Genomic DNA, 19,695 nt, shown 5'->3' on the forward strand with positions numbered 1-19,695 from the left:
GCGGCTTTCAACGAAACGATGCCGGTATTACTGGGCAGCGGCAGCCGCTTCTTCGGCAGCAGCTTTCATCGACAGCTTCAGGCGGCCGCGGTCATCGGTTTCCAGCACCTTGACGCGCACTTGCTGGCCTTCTTTCAGGTAGTCGGCAACGGCGTTGACGCGCTCGTTGGCGATCTGCGAGATGTGCAGCAGGCCGTCTTTGCCTGGCATCACCTGCACGATGGCGCCGAAGTCCAGCAGTTTCAGCACGGTGCCGTCGTAGCTCTTGCCCACTTCGACCGACGCGGTCAGTTCTTCGATGCGGCGCTTGGCTTCCTGGCCGGCAGCAGCGTCGACCGAAGCGATGGTGACCACGCCTTCGTCGCTGATGTCGATCTGGGTGCCGGTTTCTTCGGTCAGCGCGCGGATGACGGCGCCGCCCTTGCCGATCACGTCACGGATTTTTTCCGGATTGATCTTGATGGTGATCAGGCGTGGCGCGAAGTCGGACAGTTCCGTCTTCACGGTCGGCATGGCCTTCTGCATTTCGCCCAGGATGTGCTCGCGGCCTTCCTTGGCTTGCGCCAGCGCCACCTGCATGATTTCCTTGGTGATGCCCTGGATCTTGATGTCCATCTGCAGCGCGGTGATACCGTTGCGGGTACCGGCCACCTTGAAGTCCATGTCGCCCAGGTGATCTTCGTCACCGAGGATGTCCGACAGCACAGCGAACTTGCCGCCGTCCTTGATCAGGCCCATGGCGATACCGGCCACGTGCTCTTTCATCGGCACGCCGGCATCCATCAGCGCCAGGCAGCCGCCGCAGACCGAGGCCATCGACGACGAACCGTTCGATTCGGTGATTTCCGAGACCAGGCGCACAGCGTAGCTGAACTCGTCTTCGGCAGGCAGCGCAGCGACCAGCGCGCGCTTGGCCAGGCGGCCGTGGCCCACTTCGCGGCGTTTCGGCGTACCGACGCGGCCGGTTTCGCCGGTGGCGAACGGTGGCATGTTGTAGTGCAGCATGAAGGAGTCGGTGAACTCGCCCATCAGCGCATCGATCTTCTGCGAATCGCGGGCCGTGCCCAGGGTGGCGACGACCAGCGCTTGCGTTTCGCCGCGGGTAAACAGGGCCGAACCGTGGGTGCGCGGCAGGACCGAGGTGCGGATCGAGATCGGACGCACGGTACGGGTGTCGCGGCCGTCGATGCGCGGTTCGCCGTCGAGGATCTGCGAACGCACGACCTTGGCTTCCATGTCGAACAGGATGTTGCCAACTTCAACGCCGTCCGGTGCGGCAGCGCCGGCAGCGGCAGCTTCGGCGCCGAGGTCGGCCACGACTTCCGCGTGCATCGAGCGCAGCTTGTCGGTACGGGCCTGCTTGTCGCGGGTCTGGTAGGCTTCGCGGATTTTCGCTTCGGCGAAGTGGGTCACGCGGCCGATCAGCGCTTCGTTCTTGGCTGGCGGGGTCCAGACCTGCTCGGGCTTGCCGCCGTCGCGCACCAGGTCGTGGATGGCGTCGATGACGGCCTTCATCTGGGTGTGGCCGAACACCACGGCGCCCAGCATGATTTCTTCGGACAGCTGCTTGGCTTCCGATTCGACCATCAGCACGGCCGTTTCGGTACCGGCAACGACCAGGTCCATCTGCGAGGTTTTCAGCTGCTCGACGGTCGGGTTCAGGATGTACTGGCCGTTGGCGTAACCCACGCGGGCAGCGCCGATCGGGCCGTTGAACGGCACGCCCGACACGCACAGCGCGGCCGAGGCGCCGATCATCGAAGCGATGTCGGGATCGATTTCAGGGTTGACCGACAGCACGTGAATGATCACCTGCACTTCGTTCATATACCCTTCCGGGAACAGCGGACGGATAGGACGGTCGATCAGACGCGAGGTCAGGGTTTCTTTTTCCGAAGGGCGGCCTTCACGTTTGAAGAAACCACCGGGAATCTTGCCGGCTGCATAGGTCTTTTCAAGATAATCGACGGTCAGCGGGAAGAAGTCCTGGCCCGGCTTGGCATCCTTGCGCGCCACCACGGTGGCCAGCACCACGGTGTCTTCGATCGACACCATCACTGCGCCAGAGGCCTGGCGAGCGATTTCGCCGGTTTCCAGCGTGACCGTATGTTGGCCGTACTGGAAGGTTTTCGTAACTTTGTTAAACATGGGTAATCCCTTTCTATTTGCCGACAGATTTTCAGGCGCTGTCGTTCACCTCACCACGGGCGGCATCTGTGGCTGCCGCCTTTGCTACGCTTTACAACATGCCAGCTTGCAAAAACATTATGCGAACTGGCAATTTTTTCGTTGGTACCAATGACAAAATGCCTGCGACAGCAAACTGGCGCAGGCATTTCTTTTGAAGCGAAGGGCGCAATAAAATTACTTACGCAGACCCAGTTTGGCGATCAGATCGCGGTAACGGGTCGCATCCTTGTTCTTCAGGTACGACAACAGGCTTTTACGACGGTTGACCATCATGATCAGGCCGCGACGCGAGTGGTGATCCTTGGTGTGGGCCTTGAAGTGACCGTTCAGTTCGTTGATGCGGGCGGTCAGCAGTGCCACTTGCACTTCTGGCGAGCCGGTGTCTTTTTGGCCACGGGCGTTGTCCGCGATGATCGCGGCTTTGTTGATGTTTTCTACGGTCATGATATTTACCTTTAACATGCGGTGCGCGGAGTCTGAACCCTGCCCACCGTGATTTCAAAAAACTGGTCCGGAAAGACCAGACCCGCAAGTATAGCGGAAAAAGGATGTGCTGTATGCAGCGATCGCGATAATTCTGCAGGCGCGCGCGCGATTCCCGGTAGCGGCCGCCCAGCGACTTTTGGGTAGGAACAGTCCGACGTGCAGCTTGGACGTGCACCGACGCGCGTTGCCTTACGCGCTTGCTATGATTTCTTCATACTTTTGTGCAATTCTTTTTATCTGGAGCAGTCATGTCTTTCCGCACCCCTTCCGCCCGCACCGCCCTCTACACCGCCTCGCTGCTGGCCCTGTCCACCGTCTCCGCGCTGGCGTTTGCCGAGCCATCGCCTGCGCTGGACCGCGCCAGCCTGTCGGTGGGCGCGTTCTACACCGAACCACGCATCAAGGCGGAAGGCGATACCGAGTACGGCCGCATCGACACCGGCACCTATAAAGCCAAAAAGACCACGCTGCCGCGCGCCAAGGCCTCGTTCCTGCTCGGCGACTCGCATGGCTTCGACTTCGACTACTACCGTTACGACAAGGACTACAACCCTGGCCTGTCGGGCACGACCAATTTCAACGGCCAGCCGCTGACCGGTAATGGCCAGCTCAACGCCAAGCTGCGCCTGGACCTGGCCAGCATCGCCTATAAATGGTGGCTGGGCCAGGGTAGCGACGTGTTCGGCATCGGCCTGGGCGGCTCCTACTACCGCGCCAGCATCGAAGGCACGGCCAACGGCACCCTGAACGGCGTTGCCGGCAATGCCAAATACAAGGAAAGCGAAAGCGCCTGGGCGCCGTTGCTGGAACTGGGCTACCGCCACCAGTTCTCGCCGCAGGCGCGCTTTTACCTGAACGCCAACGGCATCAAGAAAAACGGCGGCAACGTCAATGGCCACATCTACGGCGGCTCGGCCGGTCTCGAATGGTATGTGACGCCGATGGTGGGCGTGGTGGCCGAATACACGGCCTCGAAGATCAGCCTGCACCGAGACCGCGACGACACGGCCGTCAACGTGCGCCTGAACGGCCCGGCCGCTTACGTCAAAGTGCGCTTCTAAGTTTTCGGTTCCGTCACTGTCCGATCTGGCAACGCGCGGCCCTGCCGCCCGTTGCCCGTTTTTCGTCCATCGTCCTCCCCCCTTTCCTCGCTCTTGCGCGCAGTCGCTCAGCGCCAGCCTGCCTGTGGCGGCCTGCCGCCCGGCGCGATTGCACCCGCCCATTGTTATGCGGCGCGCTGCAACCAGGCTCCAGTCCGGCAACCCGGAACAGGCGGTCAGGCGCCGGGATTGTCCGACCCCACCCCGCGTCGCGCTCCTACTCGGCATGATCAGGCACGGTGGAAGAATGGCTGCTCCATCCCACACCTGACGAAGGAGCTAACATGAACACCAAACTGACAGCATGGATCGCAGCGATACTGATGAGTACCAGCGCGGTGGCGCAAACAGGTGGCTCGGGCAGCGGCGCCGGTAGCAGCAGCGGCAGCGGACAGACGGGTTCGGGCGGCAGCACCGGCAGCGGTCAGAGCGGCACCCGAGGCACAGGCAGCCATAGCAGTACCGGCAGCGATCAGAGCGGTACGGCCGGTGCCAGCGGCGGAACCGGGCAGTCGGGCAGCTCGGGGCAAAGCGGCAGCGCCGGTAGTACGGGCAGTGGCAGCTCGGGCAGCACGGGCACAACAGGAAGCGGCAGCTCAGGCAGCATGGGCAGCGGCAGTGCCGGCACCACCGGCAGCGGCAGCTCCGGCGCCACCGGCAGCGGCAGCTCCGGCGCCACCGGCAGCGGCAGCACAGGTAGCGGCGCCGGCAGCACCAGCGGCAGCGGCACCAGCGGCAACCCGTCGATGAGCAGCAATAGCAGTGACAACAGCGCCAGCGGGACCAGCGGCAGCAGCACCGACCCGCAGACCAAACACAAAAGCCGCAGTTCGAAAGACAAGTCCCACCGCAGCAGTACCAGCGACGAACGCAGCCGCCAGCAATCGGGCACGCAAGGCCGCTAGGTCGTCGGTCGATGGGCTAGCGGCGGTCGGCTGCGCAGCGCCCCGGGCGCGCAAACCGGCAGCGCGCCCGCATGGCGCGGCGGCTGCGCAAGCGCTTCAGCGGCGTGGACCTTCGTCTTCGATCTCGGTCTGAATCAGGCTGACCCGCTTGCCCTTGGCCATGCGCCAGACCATCACCGCATAGCCGGACAGGCCGTACGCGACGAACAGCGGGAACATCACTTTCGGCGGGGCGATCGAGATCAGGGCAAAGAACAGCGCGATCAGGAACACGGTGATGAACGGCACCGACTTGCGGAAGTTGACGTCCTTGAAGCTGTAGAACGGCACATTGGTGACCATGGTCAGCCCGGCAAACACGGCAATGCCCCACGACACCCAGTCCAGGTCCAGGCCGGACACTTCCTGGTCCACCATCAGCAGCACGAAACCGGCCACCAGCGCGGCGGCCGACGGCGACGGCAGTCCCTGGAAGAAGCGCTTGTCGACCACTTCGATATTGGTGTTGAAGCGGGCCAGGCGCAGTGCGGCGCCGGCGCAATAGACGAACGCGGCAATCCAGCCCAGCTTGCCCAGGCCGCGCAGCGACCACTCGTAGATCACCAGCGCCGGGGCGGCGCCGAACGAAACCATGTCGGCCAGGCTGTCGTACTGGGCGCCGAATTCGCTCTGGGTATTGGTCAGGCGCGCCACCCGGCCGTCGAGACCGTCGAGCACCATGGCGATGAAGATCGCCCAGGCCGAGTATTCGAACTTCTGGTTCATCGCCATCACGATGGCGTAAAAACCGCAGAACAGCGCAGCAGTGGTGAACGCGTTGGGCAGCAGATAGATACCGCGCGGACGGGGACGGTCGAGGTCTTCTCCCCTGGCCCTGCGTGCAAAACGGCTGAAACGCGACGTCTTGGGCAGTTTGGCTTTGGCAGCGGCGTTCTTGGCGCGGCGACGCGGGAAGTTCGGCATAGGGTTCCAGTTCGGTGAATGTTCTTTTTACGTCATCATTATAGTGGAGCCGAACGCAAAAAAGGGGACGGTGTCCGTCCCCTCTCCTTGCTCGCCAGGTGGCGCTTTACTTGAAACGCACCTTGCCCACCAGGCGCATGTCGAGCGTGGTCTCGCCGGGCTCGAAGCTCGGCTCCGTCACGTCCCCGCTGTCGGCGACCTTGGCGCGCATCATCATCGGTGCCGGGGCGCGCACGCTTTCCTGCGCATAGTTGCCCGACCCTTCGAAGTCGACAGTCTCAAGCACGGCGTCGCCGACCTTGCGGCCCATGGCGGTCGCAATCGAGTTGATGCGCTCGTTCAGATTCTTGTAGGTGGCGGCAATGCGCTGCTCGTCGAGCTTCTTGGTGGTTTCCGGCGCCAGGCCGAAGTGCAGATTGTTCAGGGTCAGCAGCTTTTGCGCGGCAGCGGCGGTTTTCGGCAGCGCGTCGAGGTTGGTGGTGGTCAGTTCCACGTACTGGCCGACGCGCCAGGCAGTCGGCACGCGCGGTTTGGCCGGCTGGCCGTTGGCCATCGGGCGATCTTCGGGATACACCGGGTAGGTGTAATAGCCCTGGGTCTTCAGGCTCGCTTGCGGGTCGGCCTTTTTCAGGATCTCGAGGCCCTGCTTCATTTTCTGGTTGACGCGCGAAGCGGCCGCCGCCTTGTCCTTGTCCTGCTCTTCGATGCCAAACGTGGCAACGGCCTGGTCATTGGCGTGTTTGACTTCGCCGAACGCCGGCACCACCACCAGCGCGCCGGTGGTCGGCAGCGCATCGGCAGCGTGGGCAGCGCCGCTCACGGCGAGGGTGACAGCAGCAGCTGCGGCGAGATGTTTGATGACGGTCATTGCAAGCTCCGGTTAAGTTTAAGACAAGACCAACTTTACCGGAATTTACCTGGCGCAACCGTAAGACATGGTGAGTGTTTGTAACAGAGCGCACCGATGGCTTCCGGAACCGCACTCTGATAACATCCGCTCACTTCATTCGATACAGGGTACTGCACCATGGGGCTGATCTTCGAGCTGGTGTTTCAAGTCGGGCTGTCCGCCGTTGGACGCTTCCTGGTGCCGCTGTTGTCGCTCGGCCGTGGCCGAGCGGGGGCATTCAATGGCGCGCACCGCATCAGCGATACGGCCGCCATGTTCGGCGGCCTGGTGCTGGTGGCGATCGTGGCCCTGATCGCCTACCTGTCGATGCGCTAGCGGAAAGGCCCGGCGGCAGTCACGCATTGCCCGGGCGATGGCGAAAAAAAAACCGGCAGATGCCGGCTTTTTTTTGGATCGCGCGAAGCGCCTCAGTTCTTCGACTGGTCCACCATCTTGTTCTTGGCGATCCACGGCATCATCGCGCGCAGCTTGGCGCCGACTTCTTCGATCTGGTGCTCCGCGTTCAGGCGGCGGCGCGAGATCAGCGTCGGTGCGCCGGCCTTGTTTTCCAGGATGAAGGACTTGGCGTATTCGCCGGTCTGGATGTCCTTCAGGCACTGGCGCATTGCATCCTTGGTGGCCGAGGTCACTACTTTCGGGCCGGTCACGTACTCGCCGTATTCGGCGTTGTTCGAGATCGAGTAGTTCATGTTGGCGATGCCGCCTTCATAGATCAGGTCGACGATCAGTTTCAGCTCGTGCAGGCACTCGAAGTAGGCCATTTCCGGCGCATAGCCGGCTTCTGTCAGGGTTTCGAAACCGGCCTTGATCAGCTCGACGGCGCCGCCGCACAGCACGGCCTGTTCGCCGAACAAATCGGTTTCGGTCTCTTCGCGGAAGTTGGTTTCGATGATGCCGGCACGGCCGCCGCCGTTGGCCGATGCATACGACAGCGCAATGTCGCGGGCAGTGCCGGACTTGTCCTGGTACACGGCGATCAGGTGCGGCACGCCGCCGCCCTGCGTGTAGGTGGCGCGCACGGTGTGGCCCGGTGCTTTCGGCGCGACCATGATCACGTCGAGGTCGGCGCGCGGCACCACCTGGCCGTAATGGACGTTGAAGCCGTGGGCGAAGGCCAGCACGGCGCCCTGCTTGGCGTGCGGGGCGACGTTTTCGGCGTACACCTGAGCGATGTTCTCGTCCGGCAGCAGGATCATGATGACATCGGCTGCCTTGACCGCGTCGTTGACTTCCGCCACTTTCAGGCCGGCCTGCTCGACCTTGTTCCACGAAGCGCCGCCCTTGCGCAGGCCGACGGTAACGTTGACGCCCGATTCGGTCAGGTTTTGCGCGTGGGCGTGGCCTTGCGAGCCGTAACCGATGATGGCCACATTTTTACCTTTGATCAGGGAGAGGTCGGCGTCTTTGTCGTAGAAAACTTTCATGATCATTCCTATATATTTTGTATGGTGAACTGGTACGTGCCGCAGGCCGTACCCGAATTAAACTTTGAGGATGCGTTCGCCGCGCCCGATGCCGGAGCCGCCGGTGCGGACCGTCTCCAGGATGGACGCGCGGTCGATCGAGTCGATGAAGGCGTCGAGCTTGCTCTTGGCGCCGGTCAGTTCGATCGTGTAGGACTTTTCGGTGACGTCGATGATGCGGCCGCGGAAGATGTCCGCCGTGCGCTTCATTTCCTCGCGCTCCTTGCCCACGGCGCGCACCTTGATGAGCATGAGCTCGCGTTCGATGTGCTGGCCTTCGGTCAGGTCCACCACCTTCACCACTTCGATCAGGCGGTTCAGGTGCTTGGTGATCTGCTCGATGATGTCGTCCGAGCCGCTGGTGACGATGGTCATGCGCGACAGCGTCGCGTCTTCGGTCGGCGCCACGGTCAGGGTTTCGATGTTGTAGCCGCGGGCCGAGAACAGGCCAACCACGCGCGACAAGGCGCCCGCTTCGTTTTCCAGCAAGACAGAAATAATGTGTCGCATGTTATAAGTCCTCCGAGCCGAGCAGCATTTCGGAGAGGCCCTTGCCTGCCTTGACCATCGGCCACACGTTCTCCGACTGGTCGGTGATGAAGTTCATGAACACCAGCTTGTCCTTCATGGCGAAGGCATCGCGCAGTGCGCCATCGACATCGCCCGGCTTTTCGATGCGCATGCCGACGTGGCCATAGGCCTCGGCCAGCTTCTCGAAGTTGGGCAGCGAATCCATGTACGACTCGGAATAGCGCGAACCGTAATCGATCTGCTGCCACTGGCGGACCATGCCCAGGAAGCGGTTGTTGAGCATGATGATCTTCGGCGTCAGGTGGTACTGCTTGCAGGTGGCGAGTTCCTGGATGCACATCTGGATCGAGCCTTCGCCGGTGATGCAGGCAACTGTCGCATCCGGGTTGGCCATCTGCACGCCCATTGCGTACGGCAGGCCCACGCCCATGGTGCCGAGGCCGCCCGAGTTGATCCAGCGGCGCGGCTTGTCGAACGGGTAGTACTGCGCCGCCCACATCTGGTGCTGGCCGACGTCGGACGTGATAAAGGCGTCGCCGCGGGTCACTTCCCACACTTTTTGCACCACCGACTGCGGCTTGATGACGAGGTCGGACCCGGCGAACTTCAGGCACTCCTTGCCGCGCCATTCGGCGATCTGCTGCCACCAGCTCTTGAGCGCGGGGGCATTGGGTTTGGCCTCGGTGGCGTCGAGCTGGGCCAGGAATTCGATCAGCACGTCCTTGACGTTGCCGACGATCGGTATGTCCACCTTGACGCGCTTGGAAATCGACGACGGGTCGATATCGACGTGGATGATCTTGCGCGGATGGGATGCGAAGTGTTTCGGGTTGCCGATCACGCGGTCGTCGAAGCGGGCGCCGATGGCGATCAGGACGTCGCAGTGCTGCATGGCCATGTTCGCTTCGTAGGTGCCGTGCATGCCGGGCATGCCGAGGAAGTGCTCGCTCGAGGCGCGGTAGGCGCCCAGCCCCATCAGCGTGTTGGTGACCGGGAAGCCGAGCTTGTCGACCAGCTTGTTCAGCTCGGACGACGCATTGGCCAGGATGACGCCGCCGCCGGTATAGATCATCGGCCGTTCCGCTTGCAGCAGCAGCTGCACCGCCTTGCGGATCTGGCCCGCGTGGCCCTTGTCCACCGGCTTGTACGAGCGCATCTCGACCTCTTTCGGGTACGAGAACGTGGTCTTGTGCATCGAGATATCCTTCGGAATATCGACCAGCACGGGACCGGGACGGCCGGTACAGGCGATGAAGAAGGCTTTCTTGACGGTTTCCGCCAGGTCCTTGACGTCCTTGACCAGGAAATTATGCTTGACCACGGGGCGCGTGATGCCGACCGTGTCGCACTCCTGGAACGCATCCTGGCCGATCGCGTGGCTCGGCACCTGGCCCGAGATCACCACCATCGGGATCGAATCCATGTAGGCGGTGGACAGACCGGTGACGGCATTGGTGACACCGGGACCGGACGTGACCAGCGCCACGCCGACCTTGTTCGAGCTGCGCGAATAGGCGTCGGCAGCGTGGATCGCGGCCTGCTCGTGGCGTACCAGAACGTGTTGAAATTTATCTTGCTTGAAGATGGCGTCGTAGATGTACAGCACGGCGCCGCCGGGATAGCCGAAGACGTGCTCGACGCCCTCTTCCGCGAGGCAGCGCACCAGTATTTCGGCGCCAGTGAATTGATTACCAGATTGCGAAGATGCTTCGGTGTTCATGAAACATTCCTTTCAAGGTCCATTGGAGATTGATCGGATGTTCTTCCCTCGCGAAATACGCCTACCCCTACAGCTTGCCCGACGTCCCTTGCTCATGCGGTCACGCCCACCTCTTCCGCCAACCGTAGTGACGGGCAAAATGGCGCTAAAACGCATCTAATCGTTTCGCCGGAATTCTGTAGCGGTTGTGCCTACCTCTCGCGCTTGTGGCGCGGGTCAGAACAAACTGCCTACATATGAAAGCGCGTCATGCCGAGGGCGGCGTTGTGTGCCTGCGGCGACATGACCATACAGCTTCGGGGTGTTCAAAGCGTCCCATACGGTACACCCACTGCACCATGTTGAGCAAGAACAAAGTAGAAAAAGGCTGCTTGCCGGTGCATAAAGTGGGTGGAAAGACGTAAAACCATGCAAAAACGTGGGATTTTTGCTAGGATGCGCTCAGTTTTCCACTACCTCCAGCATGGCCACAGACAAAGAACTCTCCGACTTCCTCGAGAACGTCGAACGGCGCGCCTTCAAGCAAGCGGTCTACGCGGTGCGCAAGGACGAATCGGCCCTGGACATCGTGCAGGACGCGATGATCAAGCTCGCCGAAAAATACGGCGACAAGCCGGCTGCCGAGCTGCCCATGCTGTTCCAGCGCATCCTGCAGACCACCATCCTCGATTACTTCAGGCGCGAAAAGGTCCGCAATACCTGGGTCACGCTGTTTTCCGGCATGGGGTCGTCGAAAGATGGCGAGGAGGACTTTGATATACTGGAATCTTTCGCTGAGGAAGGTTCCGAAGCTGCCGAATCGTCCGCCGACAAGGTCGAGCGCCAGCAGATGCTGGAATTGATCGATAACGAGGTACAAAAGCTTCCGGAGCGTCAACGGGAAGCGTTCCTGATGCGTTATTGGCAGGACATGGATGTGGCTGAAACAGCCGAAGCAATGGGATGTTCCGAAGGGAGCGTGAAGACGCATTGCTCACGCGCTACTCACGCACTGGCCGCCTCGCTCAAAGCCTTGGGAATTAAATTATGAACACCGACGATCTCAATTTCGCGTACAAGGTGCGCCACGCGCTCAACGAGCGGCTCGACGACCTGCCCGCTTCCACCACCGACCGCCTGGCGCAGGCGCGCAAGCTGGCCATGGCGCGCAAAAAAGCCCACATGGCCGCGCCCCTTGCCATGCGCCAGACCCGGCTCGCTGCGGCAGGCGACGGTGGCGAAGGCGGCGTCCTGTCGCAGGGCTTCGGCTGGCTCGGCCGCATGGGCGTGGCGCTGCCCCTGCTGCTGCTGGTCGGCGGCCTGACCGGCATCTACCACTTCGAAGAGCAGCAGCGCATCGCCGACCTGGCCGAGATGGATGCGGCCGTGCTGTCCGACGAGCTGCCGCCCACGGCCTACCTCGACCATGGCTTCAACGCCTACCTGGCACAGAGCGAGCGATAATGGCGGTCAGTGGTTCGGCCGGGATGGGCATTGCCGCATTGGCGGTGCTGGCGGTAGCAGCAGGTGGTGCAGCGTGGGTCGGTCCGAGTGCGAACGCGCCGTCGGCGCTGACGGCCGTCAGCCTGAATCCGATCGGCGCGCCGGTGGCGCCTGAAAAAATCCTGTGGAAAGACCTGACGCCGGCGCAACAAGTCGCGCTCGAGCCGCTCGCTGCCGAGTGGGACCGGGTCGAGCCGATCCGCAAGCAGAAATGGCTGGCCATCGCCAAGCGCTACACCGCCATGAAACCGGACGAGCAGCTGCGCGTGCAGGAGCGGATGCGCGAGTGGGTGCGCATGACGCCGGAAGAGCGGCGCCAGGTCCGCGAAAACTTCGCCCGTGCGCAAAAGGTCGATCCGTCGAAAAAATCCACGCAGTGGGAAAGCTACCAGCAGTTGTCCGAGACGCAGAAGCAGCAGCTGGCCGCGCGGGCCGCCAGCGCCGCCAGCAGGAAGCAGCTGGCCAACCTGCCCACGCCCACCCAGAGCAAGCAGCAGCTGCCACCGCCGATCAAGCCGCATGCGGCCGTGCCGCCCGCAGCAGCCGCCGCCGCCGTGGCCGCGCCTGCGGCGCCGTGGATCGATCCGGCCACCGGCCAGGCCTGGCCGAACGCCTCGAATATCGCGCCGGTACCCGCTGCCCCCGCAGCTGCGCCGGCCGCACCTTCCGCTGCAGCGCAGCCGCCAGCGACGCCGGCGCCGGTCGCCCCCGATGCCGCCAAATAACGCCACCGTTTTCCCCACCATCAGGCGCCGCCTGGTGGCGATGGTGTATGAATTGTTGCTGGCGTTTGCGGTCCTGTTCCTGCCGTTCCTGATCTTCGAGATGGCCACCGGCGCCGGCCATACGTCCGCCATCGAACACCTGCGCCAGGTGCTGGCCTTCGTCGTGCTCGGCATTTATTTCATCCACCAGTGGACGCGTACCGGCCAGACCCTGGCCATGCGCACCTGGCGCCTGCAGCTGATCCATCCGGGCCACGACCGCGTGGCGCCGCGCGTGGCCGCGCTGCGCTACCTGCTGTGCTGGTTGTGGGTGTTGCCGGCCCTGGTCGTCTGCGGCGTGTTCGGCCTGCAGCACTGGCAGGCGCTGGGCGCCGTCGGCGCCGGCGTGTTGCTGTGGTCGCTGACGGCATTGCTGGACAGGGACCGCCAGTTCCTGCACGACCGGCTGGCCGGCACCCGGCTGGTGCAGCTGCCGGCGCCGCCCAAAAAAACGCGGTCCGCAGCCGCGGACACGCCCCGTTAGAAGCGCTCGTGGTCCTGCAGGTAGCGCCACTCGCCCGCCGGCAGGCTGGCCATGGCGATGCGGCCGACGCGGATGCGCTTCATCGACACCACTTCCAGCCCCACCATCTTGCACATGTGCGCGATCTGGCCCGGCCTGGGCGCCTTGACGGCAAAGCGCAGGCGGTTTTCGTTTTGCCAGCTGACCTTGATCGGCGGCAGCGGCTTGCCGTTGAACGGCAGGCCATGATTCAACAAGGCCAGGCCGTTGTCGCGGATCTGGCCGGCCACCTCGACGATGATTTCCTCTTCGATCTTGCCGGCGTCATCGACCAGCTTGCGCGTGACGCGGAAGTCCTGGGTGAAGATCAGCAAGCCGCTGGCCGTCGTCTCCAGCGGAGTGGTCAGGGTCAGGTTGGCAAAGTGGCGCTTTAACACGCGCTGGGCCGGCGCGGTACGGGTCAGGGTCTCCGGTTTGAGCAGGTGCAGCGCCTGCTGGCCGTCCTTGCCGATACCGCCGTTGACGCCGGCCGGCTTGTGCAGCAGCAGCGTGACCGGCACGATTTCGAGCAGGGTGGCGTCGGCAGACACCGCGATCTGCTGGGCCGGCGTCACGCGGGCGCCGGCATCTTCCACCACCACGCCATCGACGCTGACATAACCGCCCTCGATATACACCTCGGCCTCGCGGCGCGAGCACGGGCGCTCTTCGGCCAGGCGCTTGGCCAGGCGCACGGTGTTGTCACGGTCAGCGGTGTTCATCCGAAAAAATCTCCAAATACGGTAATCGCGCGCTCGATGTCGTCGCGCGAGGCATCCATGTGCGTGACGATGCGCAGCCGGGGCGCCATCGACACGCGGATGCGGGTCAGTTGCAGCACGTCGCTCAGGCCCTGGCAGACGAAGGCGGGCATGTCGACGAAAAAGATATTGGTCTGCGGCGTGCTGACCGTGATGTGCTTCATCTTGGCCAGTTCGCCGGCAAAGTAGGCGGCGTTGGCGTGATCGTCGGCCAGGCGGTCGATATGGTGCTCGAGCGCGTACAGGCCGGCGGCGGCCAGCATGCCGGCCTGGCGCATGCCGCCGCCGAGCATCTTGCGCCAGCGCTTGGCTTCCTTGATCAGGGGTCGGCTGCCGCACAGGATGGAGCCGACCGGCGCCCCGAGCCCTTTCGACAGGCAGATCGAGGCGCTGTCGAAACCGGCCAGCGCCGCGCGCGGGCTGACGCCGAGCTTGACGGCCGCATTGCACAGGCGCGCGCCATCGAGGTGGGTGGCCAGGCCCTTGTCGTGGGCCAGCGCGGTGGCCTGGCGCGTGTAGTCGAGTCCCAGCACGCGGCCGCCGATGGTGTTTTCCAGCGCCAGCAGGCGCGTGCGCGCATAGTGGAAATCGTCAGGCTTGATGTACGCGGCGATGTCGCCCAGCGCAATGGCGCCGTCGGGCTGGTTGACGATCGGCTGCGGCTGGATGCTGCCGAGCACGGCCGCCCCGCCCCCTTCGTACTTGTAGGTATGGGCTTCCTGGCCGACCAGGTATTCGTCGCCGCGGCCGCAGTGGGCCAGCAGCGCCAGCAGGTTGCTCTGCGTGCCCGATGGCGCGAACAGCGCGTCCTCGTAGCCGAACAGGTCGGCCGCGTATTCCTGCAGCCGGTTGACGCTCGGGTCGTCGCCGTACACATCGTCGCCGACGTCGGCCGCATGCATGGCAGCGCGCATGGCCGCGCCGGGGCGGGTTACGGTGTCGCTGCGCAAATCGAGCCAGCCGTCGTCTTGATTACCCGCGTGTTGCTCGGCCATCGTGCCCTGTCCCTTCACTGTTGGTGTGGTGCGGTAAAGAAGCGCTGTTCCAGTTCCTGCAGGCCCACCGTGTCGAGCACTTCCTTCAGGCGCTCGGTCGGCCGCTGGCGCGGCAGGTTCTTGTAGGTCGCAATGATCAGCTCGTTCTTCATCGAGTGCTCCCAGCCTACCAGCTCGGTCACCGTGACCTGGTAGCCATGCGCTTCCAGTTGCAAACAGCGCAGCACATTGGTGATCTGGCTGCCGAATTCGCGCGTATGGATCGGGTGACGCCAGATCTCGGACAGCGCCGACTTGCCCAGCGACTGACCCTTGTTCTTCTTCAGCACCGACGCCACTTCGGCCTGGCAGCACGGTACCAGCACCAGGTGTTGCGCCTTTTTCTTCAGGGCGAAATCGATGGCGTCGTCGGTGGCCGTGTTGCAGGCGTGCAGCGCGGTGACGATGTCGATCTGCGGCGGCAGCAGCGTCGAGGCGGTGGACTCGGCCACCGACAGCGGCAGGAACGACATGCCGGGGAAATCGAACTGCGCGGCCAGCTGCTGCGAGCGCGCCACCAGTTCTTCGCGCGTCTCGATGCCGTAGATGTGAGAACCGGCTGCGAGCGTCTTGAAGAACAGGTCGTAGATGATGAAGCCGAGGTAGGACTTGCCGGCGCCATGATCGACCAGCGACACCGCGCCCTTCTCGGCCAGCACGTCCTTGAGCAGCGGCTCGATGAACTGGTACAGGTGATACACCTGCTTGAGCTTGCGGCGGCTGTCCTGGTTCATCTTGCCGTCGCGCGTGAGGATGTGCAGTTCCTGCAGCAGGGCCACGGTCTGGCCGGCGCGGATTTCGGGCATGTTGTCGGCGGCGGTCACGGTGGCGCCGATCTTCGGCGCCACCGGCTTGCCGGTCAGCTTGTGGGCGCCGGATTTGGCAGACGCCATCTCAGTGGCTGCCTTCGCTGGCGTGGTTGATCGTGTATTTCGGTATCTCGATCACCATGTCTTCGTCGGCCACCACGGCCTGGCACGACAGGCGCGATACGGCTTCCAGGCCCCAGGCCTTGTCCAGCATGTCTTCTTCGGTTTCGCTCGCTTCATTCAGCGACTCGATGCCCTCGCGCACCAGCACGTGGCAGGTGGTGCAGGCGCACGACTTTTCGCACGCGTGCTCGATGTTGATGTCGTTCTCGAGCATGATGTCGCACAGGGTCTGGCCCGGCTTGGCTTCGACGACGGCGCCGTCCGGGCACAGCTTGGCGTGGGGCAGGAATACGATTTGTGGCACTTGATACCTCTATGGTTTTATGGCTTTGCGACCGCGAAGCCGTCATTCCCGCGCAGGCGGAAATCTCATTGTTATGCGCTGCCGGTCCGCTGGCGAAATTGGATTCCCGCCTGCGCGGGAATGACCATATCGCCGCTCACGGCGACGATTTACACTACCTGGTTCAGCGCCTTGCCCGCCAGCGCGCTGCGCACGCTGCGGTCCATCCGGCGCGACGCGAATTCCTCGGTGCCGTGGGCCAGGGCTTCTACCACCGCTTTCACGGCGCCGTGGTCGGCAGCGCCGGTCTGCGAGTCGGCCAGCACCTGGCGGGTGGCGGCCAGCAGCGCATCGACTGCCGCCCGCTCTTCGCCCGACAGCAGCGCCGCGTCTTCGTCCAGCGCCGCCTGCGTGGCCAGCAGGATGCGTTCGGCCTCGACCTGCTCTTCGCGCAGCGCACGGGCCACCATGTCCACTTCGGCCGACTTGTACGATTCCTGCAGCATGCGCGCGACGTCGTCGTCCCCTAACCCATAGGCCGGCTTGACGCTGATCGACGCTTCCACGCCCGAGCGCAGTTCGCGCGCCGACACCGACAGCAGGCCGTCCGCATCGACCTGGTACGTGATGCGGATGCGCGCCGCGCCGGCCGCCATCGGCGGAATGCCGCGCAGCTCGAAGCGCGCCAGCGAGCGGCAATCGGTCACCAGCTCGCGCTCGCCCTGCAGCACGTGCACGGCCAGCGCGGTCTGGCCATCCTTGAAGGTGGTGAACTCTTGCGCGCGCGCGCACGGAATCGTGGAATTGCGCGGGATGATTTTTTCCACCAGCCCGCCCATGGTCTCGATACCGAGCGACAGCGGGATCACGTCCAGCAGCAGCCAGTCGTCGCCGGCGGCGCGGTTGCCGGCCAGCAGATTGGCCTGCACGGCCGCACCGAGCGCCACCACCTTGTCGGGGTCGATATTGGCGTGCGGCGTGGTGTGGAAATACTCGCCGACTGCGCGCTGCACGTGCGGCATGCGCGTGGCGCCGCCGACCATGACCACGCCGTCGACATCGTCGGCATCGACATTGGCGTCGCGCAGCGCCTTTTTGATCGCGTTCATGGTCTTGGCGACCAGGTGTTTGGTGATCTCGTGGAAGGTCTCGGCGCTGATGCGCAGGTGGACTTCCTCGCCCGACCTGAGCGCCGCATCGACCGTCACTTCGGCCTTGGTCGACAGCAGCTCTTTTGCTTCGCGCGCCTTGATCATCAGCGTGGCCGTGTCCTCGTCGGACAGCGGCGCCAGCTTTTCCTGCTGGTGGATGTAGCAGAACAGGCGGTGGTCGAAGTCGTCGCCGCCGAGGGCCGAATCGCCGCCGGTGGCCAGCACCTCGAACACGCCTTTCGACAGGCGCAGGATCGAGATGTCGAAGGTGCCGCCGCCAAGATCGTACACGGCATAGATGCCTTCCGAGCCGTTGTCGAGGCCATAGGCGATTGCCGCTGCAGTCGGTTCCGAGAGCAGGCGCAGCACGTTCAGGCCGGCCAGCTGGGCCGCATCCTTGGTGGCCTGGCGCTGGGCGTCGTCGAAGTAGGCAGGCACCGTGATCACCGCGCCCACCAGGTCGTCGCCGAGCGAATCCTCGGCGCGCTGGCGCAAGGTCGCCAGGATTTGCGCCGACACTTCGACCGGGCTTTTCACGCCGGCCACGGTGCGCAGCTGCACCATGCCGGGCGCGTCCTGGAAGTCGTACGGCATGTTCTCCACGTAGGCAATGTCGGCCAGGCCGCGTCCCATGAAGCGCTTGACCGAAACGATGGTGTTTTTCGGATCGAGCGCGTGCGCCTGCTGGGCCTTGTAGCCGATGTTGGCGTGGCCGTTGGGCAGGTAGCGCACCACCGACGGCAACAGCGGCCGGCCATCCTCGTCGTTCAGCACTTCCGGAATGCTGTTGCGCACGGTGGCGACGAGCGAGTTGGTGGTGCCAAGATCGATCCCGACCGCCAGCCGGTGCTGGTGCGGTGCGGTGGACATGCCTGGTTCGGAGATTTGCAGAAGTGCCATCGGTGGAGCCTGTATTCTTGTGGGTTTGCCTGGGTGCTCAGCGGGCCGGGGCCGGCCCCGCTGCGTCAGCGTCAGGCGTCGATTGCTTCGAAGGCGAAGCGGACTTCTTCGCCGAATTTTTCGAGGAACATCAATGCACGCACGCCTTGCGCGGCAGCGGCGTAATCGGCAGCGTCGAGCTGGCGTTCGATCTCGGCCAGCTGCGCCTTGCGGGCTGCGCGCAGGTCACGGTCGAGCGCGTCCAGTGCGTCGCTGTCTTTCGCGGCGCGGGCGTCGCCCAGCGCCTCGCGCCATTCCATCTGCTGCATCAGAAAGGCCACCGGCATGGCCGTATTCGATTCCGTCTGCAGGTCCACGCCGTGCAGCTCGCACAGGTACTGCGCGCGCTTTTGCGGGTTCTTCAGCGTCTGGTACGCTTCATTGGCGCGCGTGGCCCATTGCATGGCGACGCGCTTTTCAGCGTCGGTCGCGTTGACGAACTTGTCCGGGTGGACCCGGCTCTGGACGTCGCGGTAGGCGCTGTCAAGCGCGCCGGCATCGACGGCGAACCGCTGCGGCAACTGGAACAGCTCGAAGTGATTTTGCATAAGCTCGGCTGCGCAGTCAGATACGGAAGCTCTCGCCGCAACCGCAAGCGTCTTTTTCGTTCGGGTTGTGGAACTTGAAGCCTTCGTTCAAGCCTTCGCGCGCGAAGTCCAGTTCGGTGCCGTCGATGTACGGCAGGCTTTTCGGATCGACGAACACTTTGACGCCGTGCGACTCGAACACGCTGTCCTCGTCGGCGATTTCATCGACATACTCGAGCTTGTACGCCAGGCCCGAGCAGCCGGTCGTGCGCACGCCGAACCGCAGCCCGACGCCCTTGCCGCGGCGTTCGATGTAGCGATTGATGTGCTTGGCTGCTTTTTCGGTCAGGGTAATTGCCATGTCATTCTCCGTGCCGGCGACAGCCGGCCTATGTAAAACCAAAGTTGTTGCAATGCGATTGTGGCTAGGCGCAGCGGCGAAGACAGCACGTTAGTACAGTAAAAAAATGCGCCACCGCAACGACGCCACGGTTGCATGTCAACAACTTCATACAAAACCAAAGTTGTTGCAATGCGATTGTGGCTAGGCGCGGCGGCGAAGACAGTACGCTAGTACGGCAAGCCGCCGCAACGACGCCACGGTCGCATTTCAACAACTTTATGCGACCGCAGGGTGCTTGGCTTGGTAATCCTGCACCGCAGCCTTGATCGCGTCTTCAGCCAGGATCGAGCAGTGGATCTTGACCGGTGGCAGCGCCAGTTCTTCGGCGATCTGGGTGTTCTTGATGGCCAGGGCCTGGTCCAGGGTCTTGCCTTTGACCCATTCCGTAACCAGCGAGCTCGAGGCGATGGCCGAACCGCAGCCATAGGTCTTGAACTTGGCGTCTTCGATCAGGCCGTCGGCGCCGACCTTGATCTGCAGTTTCATCACGTCGCCGCAGGCCGGCGCGCCGACCATGCCGGTGCCGATGCTTTCATCGCCCTTGTCGAAAGCGCCGACATTGCGGGGGTTTTCGTAGTGGTCCAGTACTTTTTCCGAGTAAGCCATGGTAGTGCTCCTGATCTTGTCTATGTTTGATTCGTGCGCGCAG

At 63.5% G+C, this 19,695-nt stretch carries 22 protein-coding genes; 7 read left to right on the plus strand and 15 right to left on the minus strand.

What is annotated here, in order from left to right:
• Nucleotides 1-27: 27 nt before the first annotated feature.
• Nucleotides 28-2,148 carry a polyribonucleotide nucleotidyltransferase gene (gene pnp, locus ASF61_RS20575; RefSeq protein ID WP_056160414.1) on the minus strand — a complete coding sequence of 707 codons (2,121 nt, stop codon included), beginning with the start codon at nucleotides 2,146-2,148 and terminating at the stop codon, nucleotides 28-30.
• Nucleotides 2,149-2,364: 216 nt separating this feature from the next.
• The gene (rpsO, locus tag ASF61_RS20580; RefSeq protein WP_056160720.1) at nucleotides 2,365-2,634 is read right to left on the minus strand and encodes a 30S ribosomal protein S15; all 270 of its coding nucleotides are present in this window, start codon (nucleotides 2,632-2,634) and stop codon (nucleotides 2,365-2,367) included.
• A 290-nt stretch (nucleotides 2,635-2,924) separates the two neighbouring features.
• On the opposite strand from rpsO, the gene ASF61_RS20585 reads away from it, so the two are divergent.
• Nucleotides 2,925-3,737 carry an autotransporter outer membrane beta-barrel domain-containing protein gene (locus tag ASF61_RS20585; protein WP_056160416.1) on the plus strand — a complete coding sequence of 271 codons (813 nt, stop codon included), beginning with the start codon at nucleotides 2,925-2,927 and terminating at the stop codon, nucleotides 3,735-3,737.
• Nucleotides 3,738-4,060: 323 nt separating this feature from the next.
• Nucleotides 4,061-4,681, plus strand: a complete 621-nt coding sequence (locus ASF61_RS23510) for a hypothetical protein (RefSeq protein WP_156369671.1) — start codon at nucleotides 4,061-4,063, stop codon at nucleotides 4,679-4,681.
• A 96-nt stretch (nucleotides 4,682-4,777) separates the two neighbouring features.
• Here the strand turns inward: ASF61_RS23510 and pssA are convergent, their stop codons facing one another.
• Nucleotides 4,778-5,644, minus strand: a complete 867-nt coding sequence (gene pssA / locus ASF61_RS20595) for a CDP-diacylglycerol--serine O-phosphatidyltransferase (protein ID WP_056160420.1) — start codon at nucleotides 5,642-5,644, stop codon at nucleotides 4,778-4,780.
• Nucleotides 5,645-5,750: 106 nt separating this feature from the next.
• The gene (locus ASF61_RS20600) at nucleotides 5,751-6,512 is read right to left on the minus strand and encodes an SIMPL domain-containing protein (protein ID WP_056160423.1); all 762 of its coding nucleotides are present in this window, start codon (nucleotides 6,510-6,512) and stop codon (nucleotides 5,751-5,753) included.
• Between the two features lie 159 nt (nucleotides 6,513-6,671).
• Between ASF61_RS20600 and ASF61_RS20605 the strand changes: the two genes are divergently transcribed.
• Nucleotides 6,672-6,869: a hypothetical protein gene (locus ASF61_RS20605; protein ID WP_056160425.1), complete on the plus strand. Its 198-nt coding sequence runs from the start codon at nucleotides 6,672-6,674 to the stop codon at nucleotides 6,867-6,869.
• A 92-nt stretch (nucleotides 6,870-6,961) separates the two neighbouring features.
• Here the strand turns inward: ASF61_RS20605 and ilvC are convergent, their stop codons facing one another.
• From ilvC to ASF61_RS20620, 3 genes are read right to left on the minus strand one after another with little or no spacing between them, the layout of a single operon-like run.
• Nucleotides 6,962-7,978, minus strand: coding sequence for a ketol-acid reductoisomerase (gene ilvC / locus ASF61_RS20610; protein ID WP_056160722.1), 1,017 nt, complete (start codon nucleotides 7,976-7,978; stop codon nucleotides 6,962-6,964).
• 57 nt (nucleotides 7,979-8,035) lie between these two features.
• Entirely contained in the window at nucleotides 8,036-8,527 is a 492-nt protein-coding gene (ilvN, locus tag ASF61_RS20615) for an acetolactate synthase small subunit (RefSeq protein WP_026637011.1), read from the minus strand.
• Between the two features lies 1 nt (nucleotide 8,528).
• A complete protein-coding gene (locus ASF61_RS20620) occupies nucleotides 8,529-10,268 on the minus strand; it encodes an acetolactate synthase 3 catalytic subunit (RefSeq protein WP_056160427.1) in 1,740 nt (579 codons plus the stop codon).
• A 463-nt stretch (nucleotides 10,269-10,731) separates the two neighbouring features.
• Here ASF61_RS20620 and ASF61_RS20625 point away from each other — a divergent pair, with 463 nt between their 5' ends.
• The 4 genes from ASF61_RS20625 to ASF61_RS20640 are packed head-to-tail and all read left to right on the plus strand — an operon-like array spanning nucleotide 10,732 to nucleotide 12,998.
• Nucleotides 10,732-11,298 carry an RNA polymerase sigma factor gene (locus ASF61_RS20625; RefSeq protein ID WP_056160429.1) on the plus strand — a complete coding sequence of 189 codons (567 nt, stop codon included), beginning with the start codon at nucleotides 10,732-10,734 and terminating at the stop codon, nucleotides 11,296-11,298.
• Nucleotides 11,295-11,711: a DUF3619 family protein gene (locus ASF61_RS20630; protein ID WP_056160431.1), complete on the plus strand. Its 417-nt coding sequence runs from the start codon at nucleotides 11,295-11,297 to the stop codon at nucleotides 11,709-11,711. The genes ASF61_RS20625 and ASF61_RS20630 overlap by 4 nt, the downstream gene beginning before the upstream one ends.
• Nucleotides 11,711-12,475, plus strand: coding sequence for a DUF3106 domain-containing protein (locus tag ASF61_RS20635; protein ID WP_056160433.1), 765 nt, complete (start codon nucleotides 11,711-11,713; stop codon nucleotides 12,473-12,475). The genes ASF61_RS20630 and ASF61_RS20635 overlap by 1 nt, the downstream gene beginning before the upstream one ends.
• Entirely contained in the window at nucleotides 12,462-12,998 is a 537-nt protein-coding gene (locus ASF61_RS20640; RefSeq protein WP_056160435.1) for an RDD family protein, read from the plus strand. The genes ASF61_RS20635 and ASF61_RS20640 overlap by 14 nt, the downstream gene beginning before the upstream one ends.
• Here the strand turns inward: ASF61_RS20640 and ASF61_RS20645 are convergent.
• The 8 genes from ASF61_RS20645 to iscU form a co-directional block, all read right to left on the minus strand.
• Nucleotides 12,995-13,738: an rRNA pseudouridine synthase gene (locus tag ASF61_RS20645; protein ID WP_056160437.1), complete on the minus strand. Its 744-nt coding sequence runs from the start codon at nucleotides 13,736-13,738 to the stop codon at nucleotides 12,995-12,997. The genes ASF61_RS20640 and ASF61_RS20645 overlap by 4 nt on opposite strands.
• Entirely contained in the window at nucleotides 13,735-14,772 is a 1,038-nt protein-coding gene (gene ltaE / locus ASF61_RS20650) for a low-specificity L-threonine aldolase (protein WP_056160724.1), read from the minus strand. Before ltaE ends, ASF61_RS20645 begins: the two co-directional genes overlap by 4 nt.
• Before the next feature lie 14 nt (nucleotides 14,773-14,786).
• Nucleotides 14,787-15,704, minus strand: coding sequence for an SAM-dependent methyltransferase (locus ASF61_RS20655; RefSeq protein WP_082491860.1), 918 nt, complete (start codon nucleotides 15,702-15,704; stop codon nucleotides 14,787-14,789).
• Between the two features lies 1 nt (nucleotide 15,705).
• Nucleotides 15,706-16,047, minus strand: a complete 342-nt coding sequence (gene fdx / locus ASF61_RS20660; protein WP_056143563.1) for an ISC system 2Fe-2S type ferredoxin — start codon at nucleotides 16,045-16,047, stop codon at nucleotides 15,706-15,708.
• 149 nt (nucleotides 16,048-16,196) lie between these two features.
• Nucleotides 16,197-18,077, minus strand: coding sequence for a Fe-S protein assembly chaperone HscA (gene hscA / locus ASF61_RS20665; protein ID WP_056160438.1), 1,881 nt, complete (start codon nucleotides 18,075-18,077; stop codon nucleotides 16,197-16,199).
• Between the two features lie 71 nt (nucleotides 18,078-18,148).
• Nucleotides 18,149-18,664, minus strand: coding sequence for a Fe-S protein assembly co-chaperone HscB (gene hscB, locus ASF61_RS20670; protein WP_056160439.1), 516 nt, complete (start codon nucleotides 18,662-18,664; stop codon nucleotides 18,149-18,151).
• 16 nt (nucleotides 18,665-18,680) lie between these two features.
• Nucleotides 18,681-19,004 carry an iron-sulfur cluster assembly protein IscA gene (gene iscA, locus ASF61_RS20675; RefSeq protein WP_056160441.1) on the minus strand — a complete coding sequence of 108 codons (324 nt, stop codon included), beginning with the start codon at nucleotides 19,002-19,004 and terminating at the stop codon, nucleotides 18,681-18,683.
• Nucleotides 19,005-19,262: 258 nt separating this feature from the next.
• Complete coding sequence (gene iscU / locus ASF61_RS20680) at nucleotides 19,263-19,652, minus strand: Fe-S cluster assembly scaffold IscU (RefSeq protein WP_056160443.1); 390 nt, start codon at nucleotides 19,650-19,652, stop codon at nucleotides 19,263-19,265.
• Nucleotides 19,653-19,695: the final 43 nt, after the last annotated feature.

Source organism: Duganella sp. Leaf126 (assembly GCF_001423125.1).
In the GTDB taxonomy this organism is placed as follows: Bacteria; Pseudomonadota; Gammaproteobacteria; order Burkholderiales; family Burkholderiaceae_D; genus Rugamonas.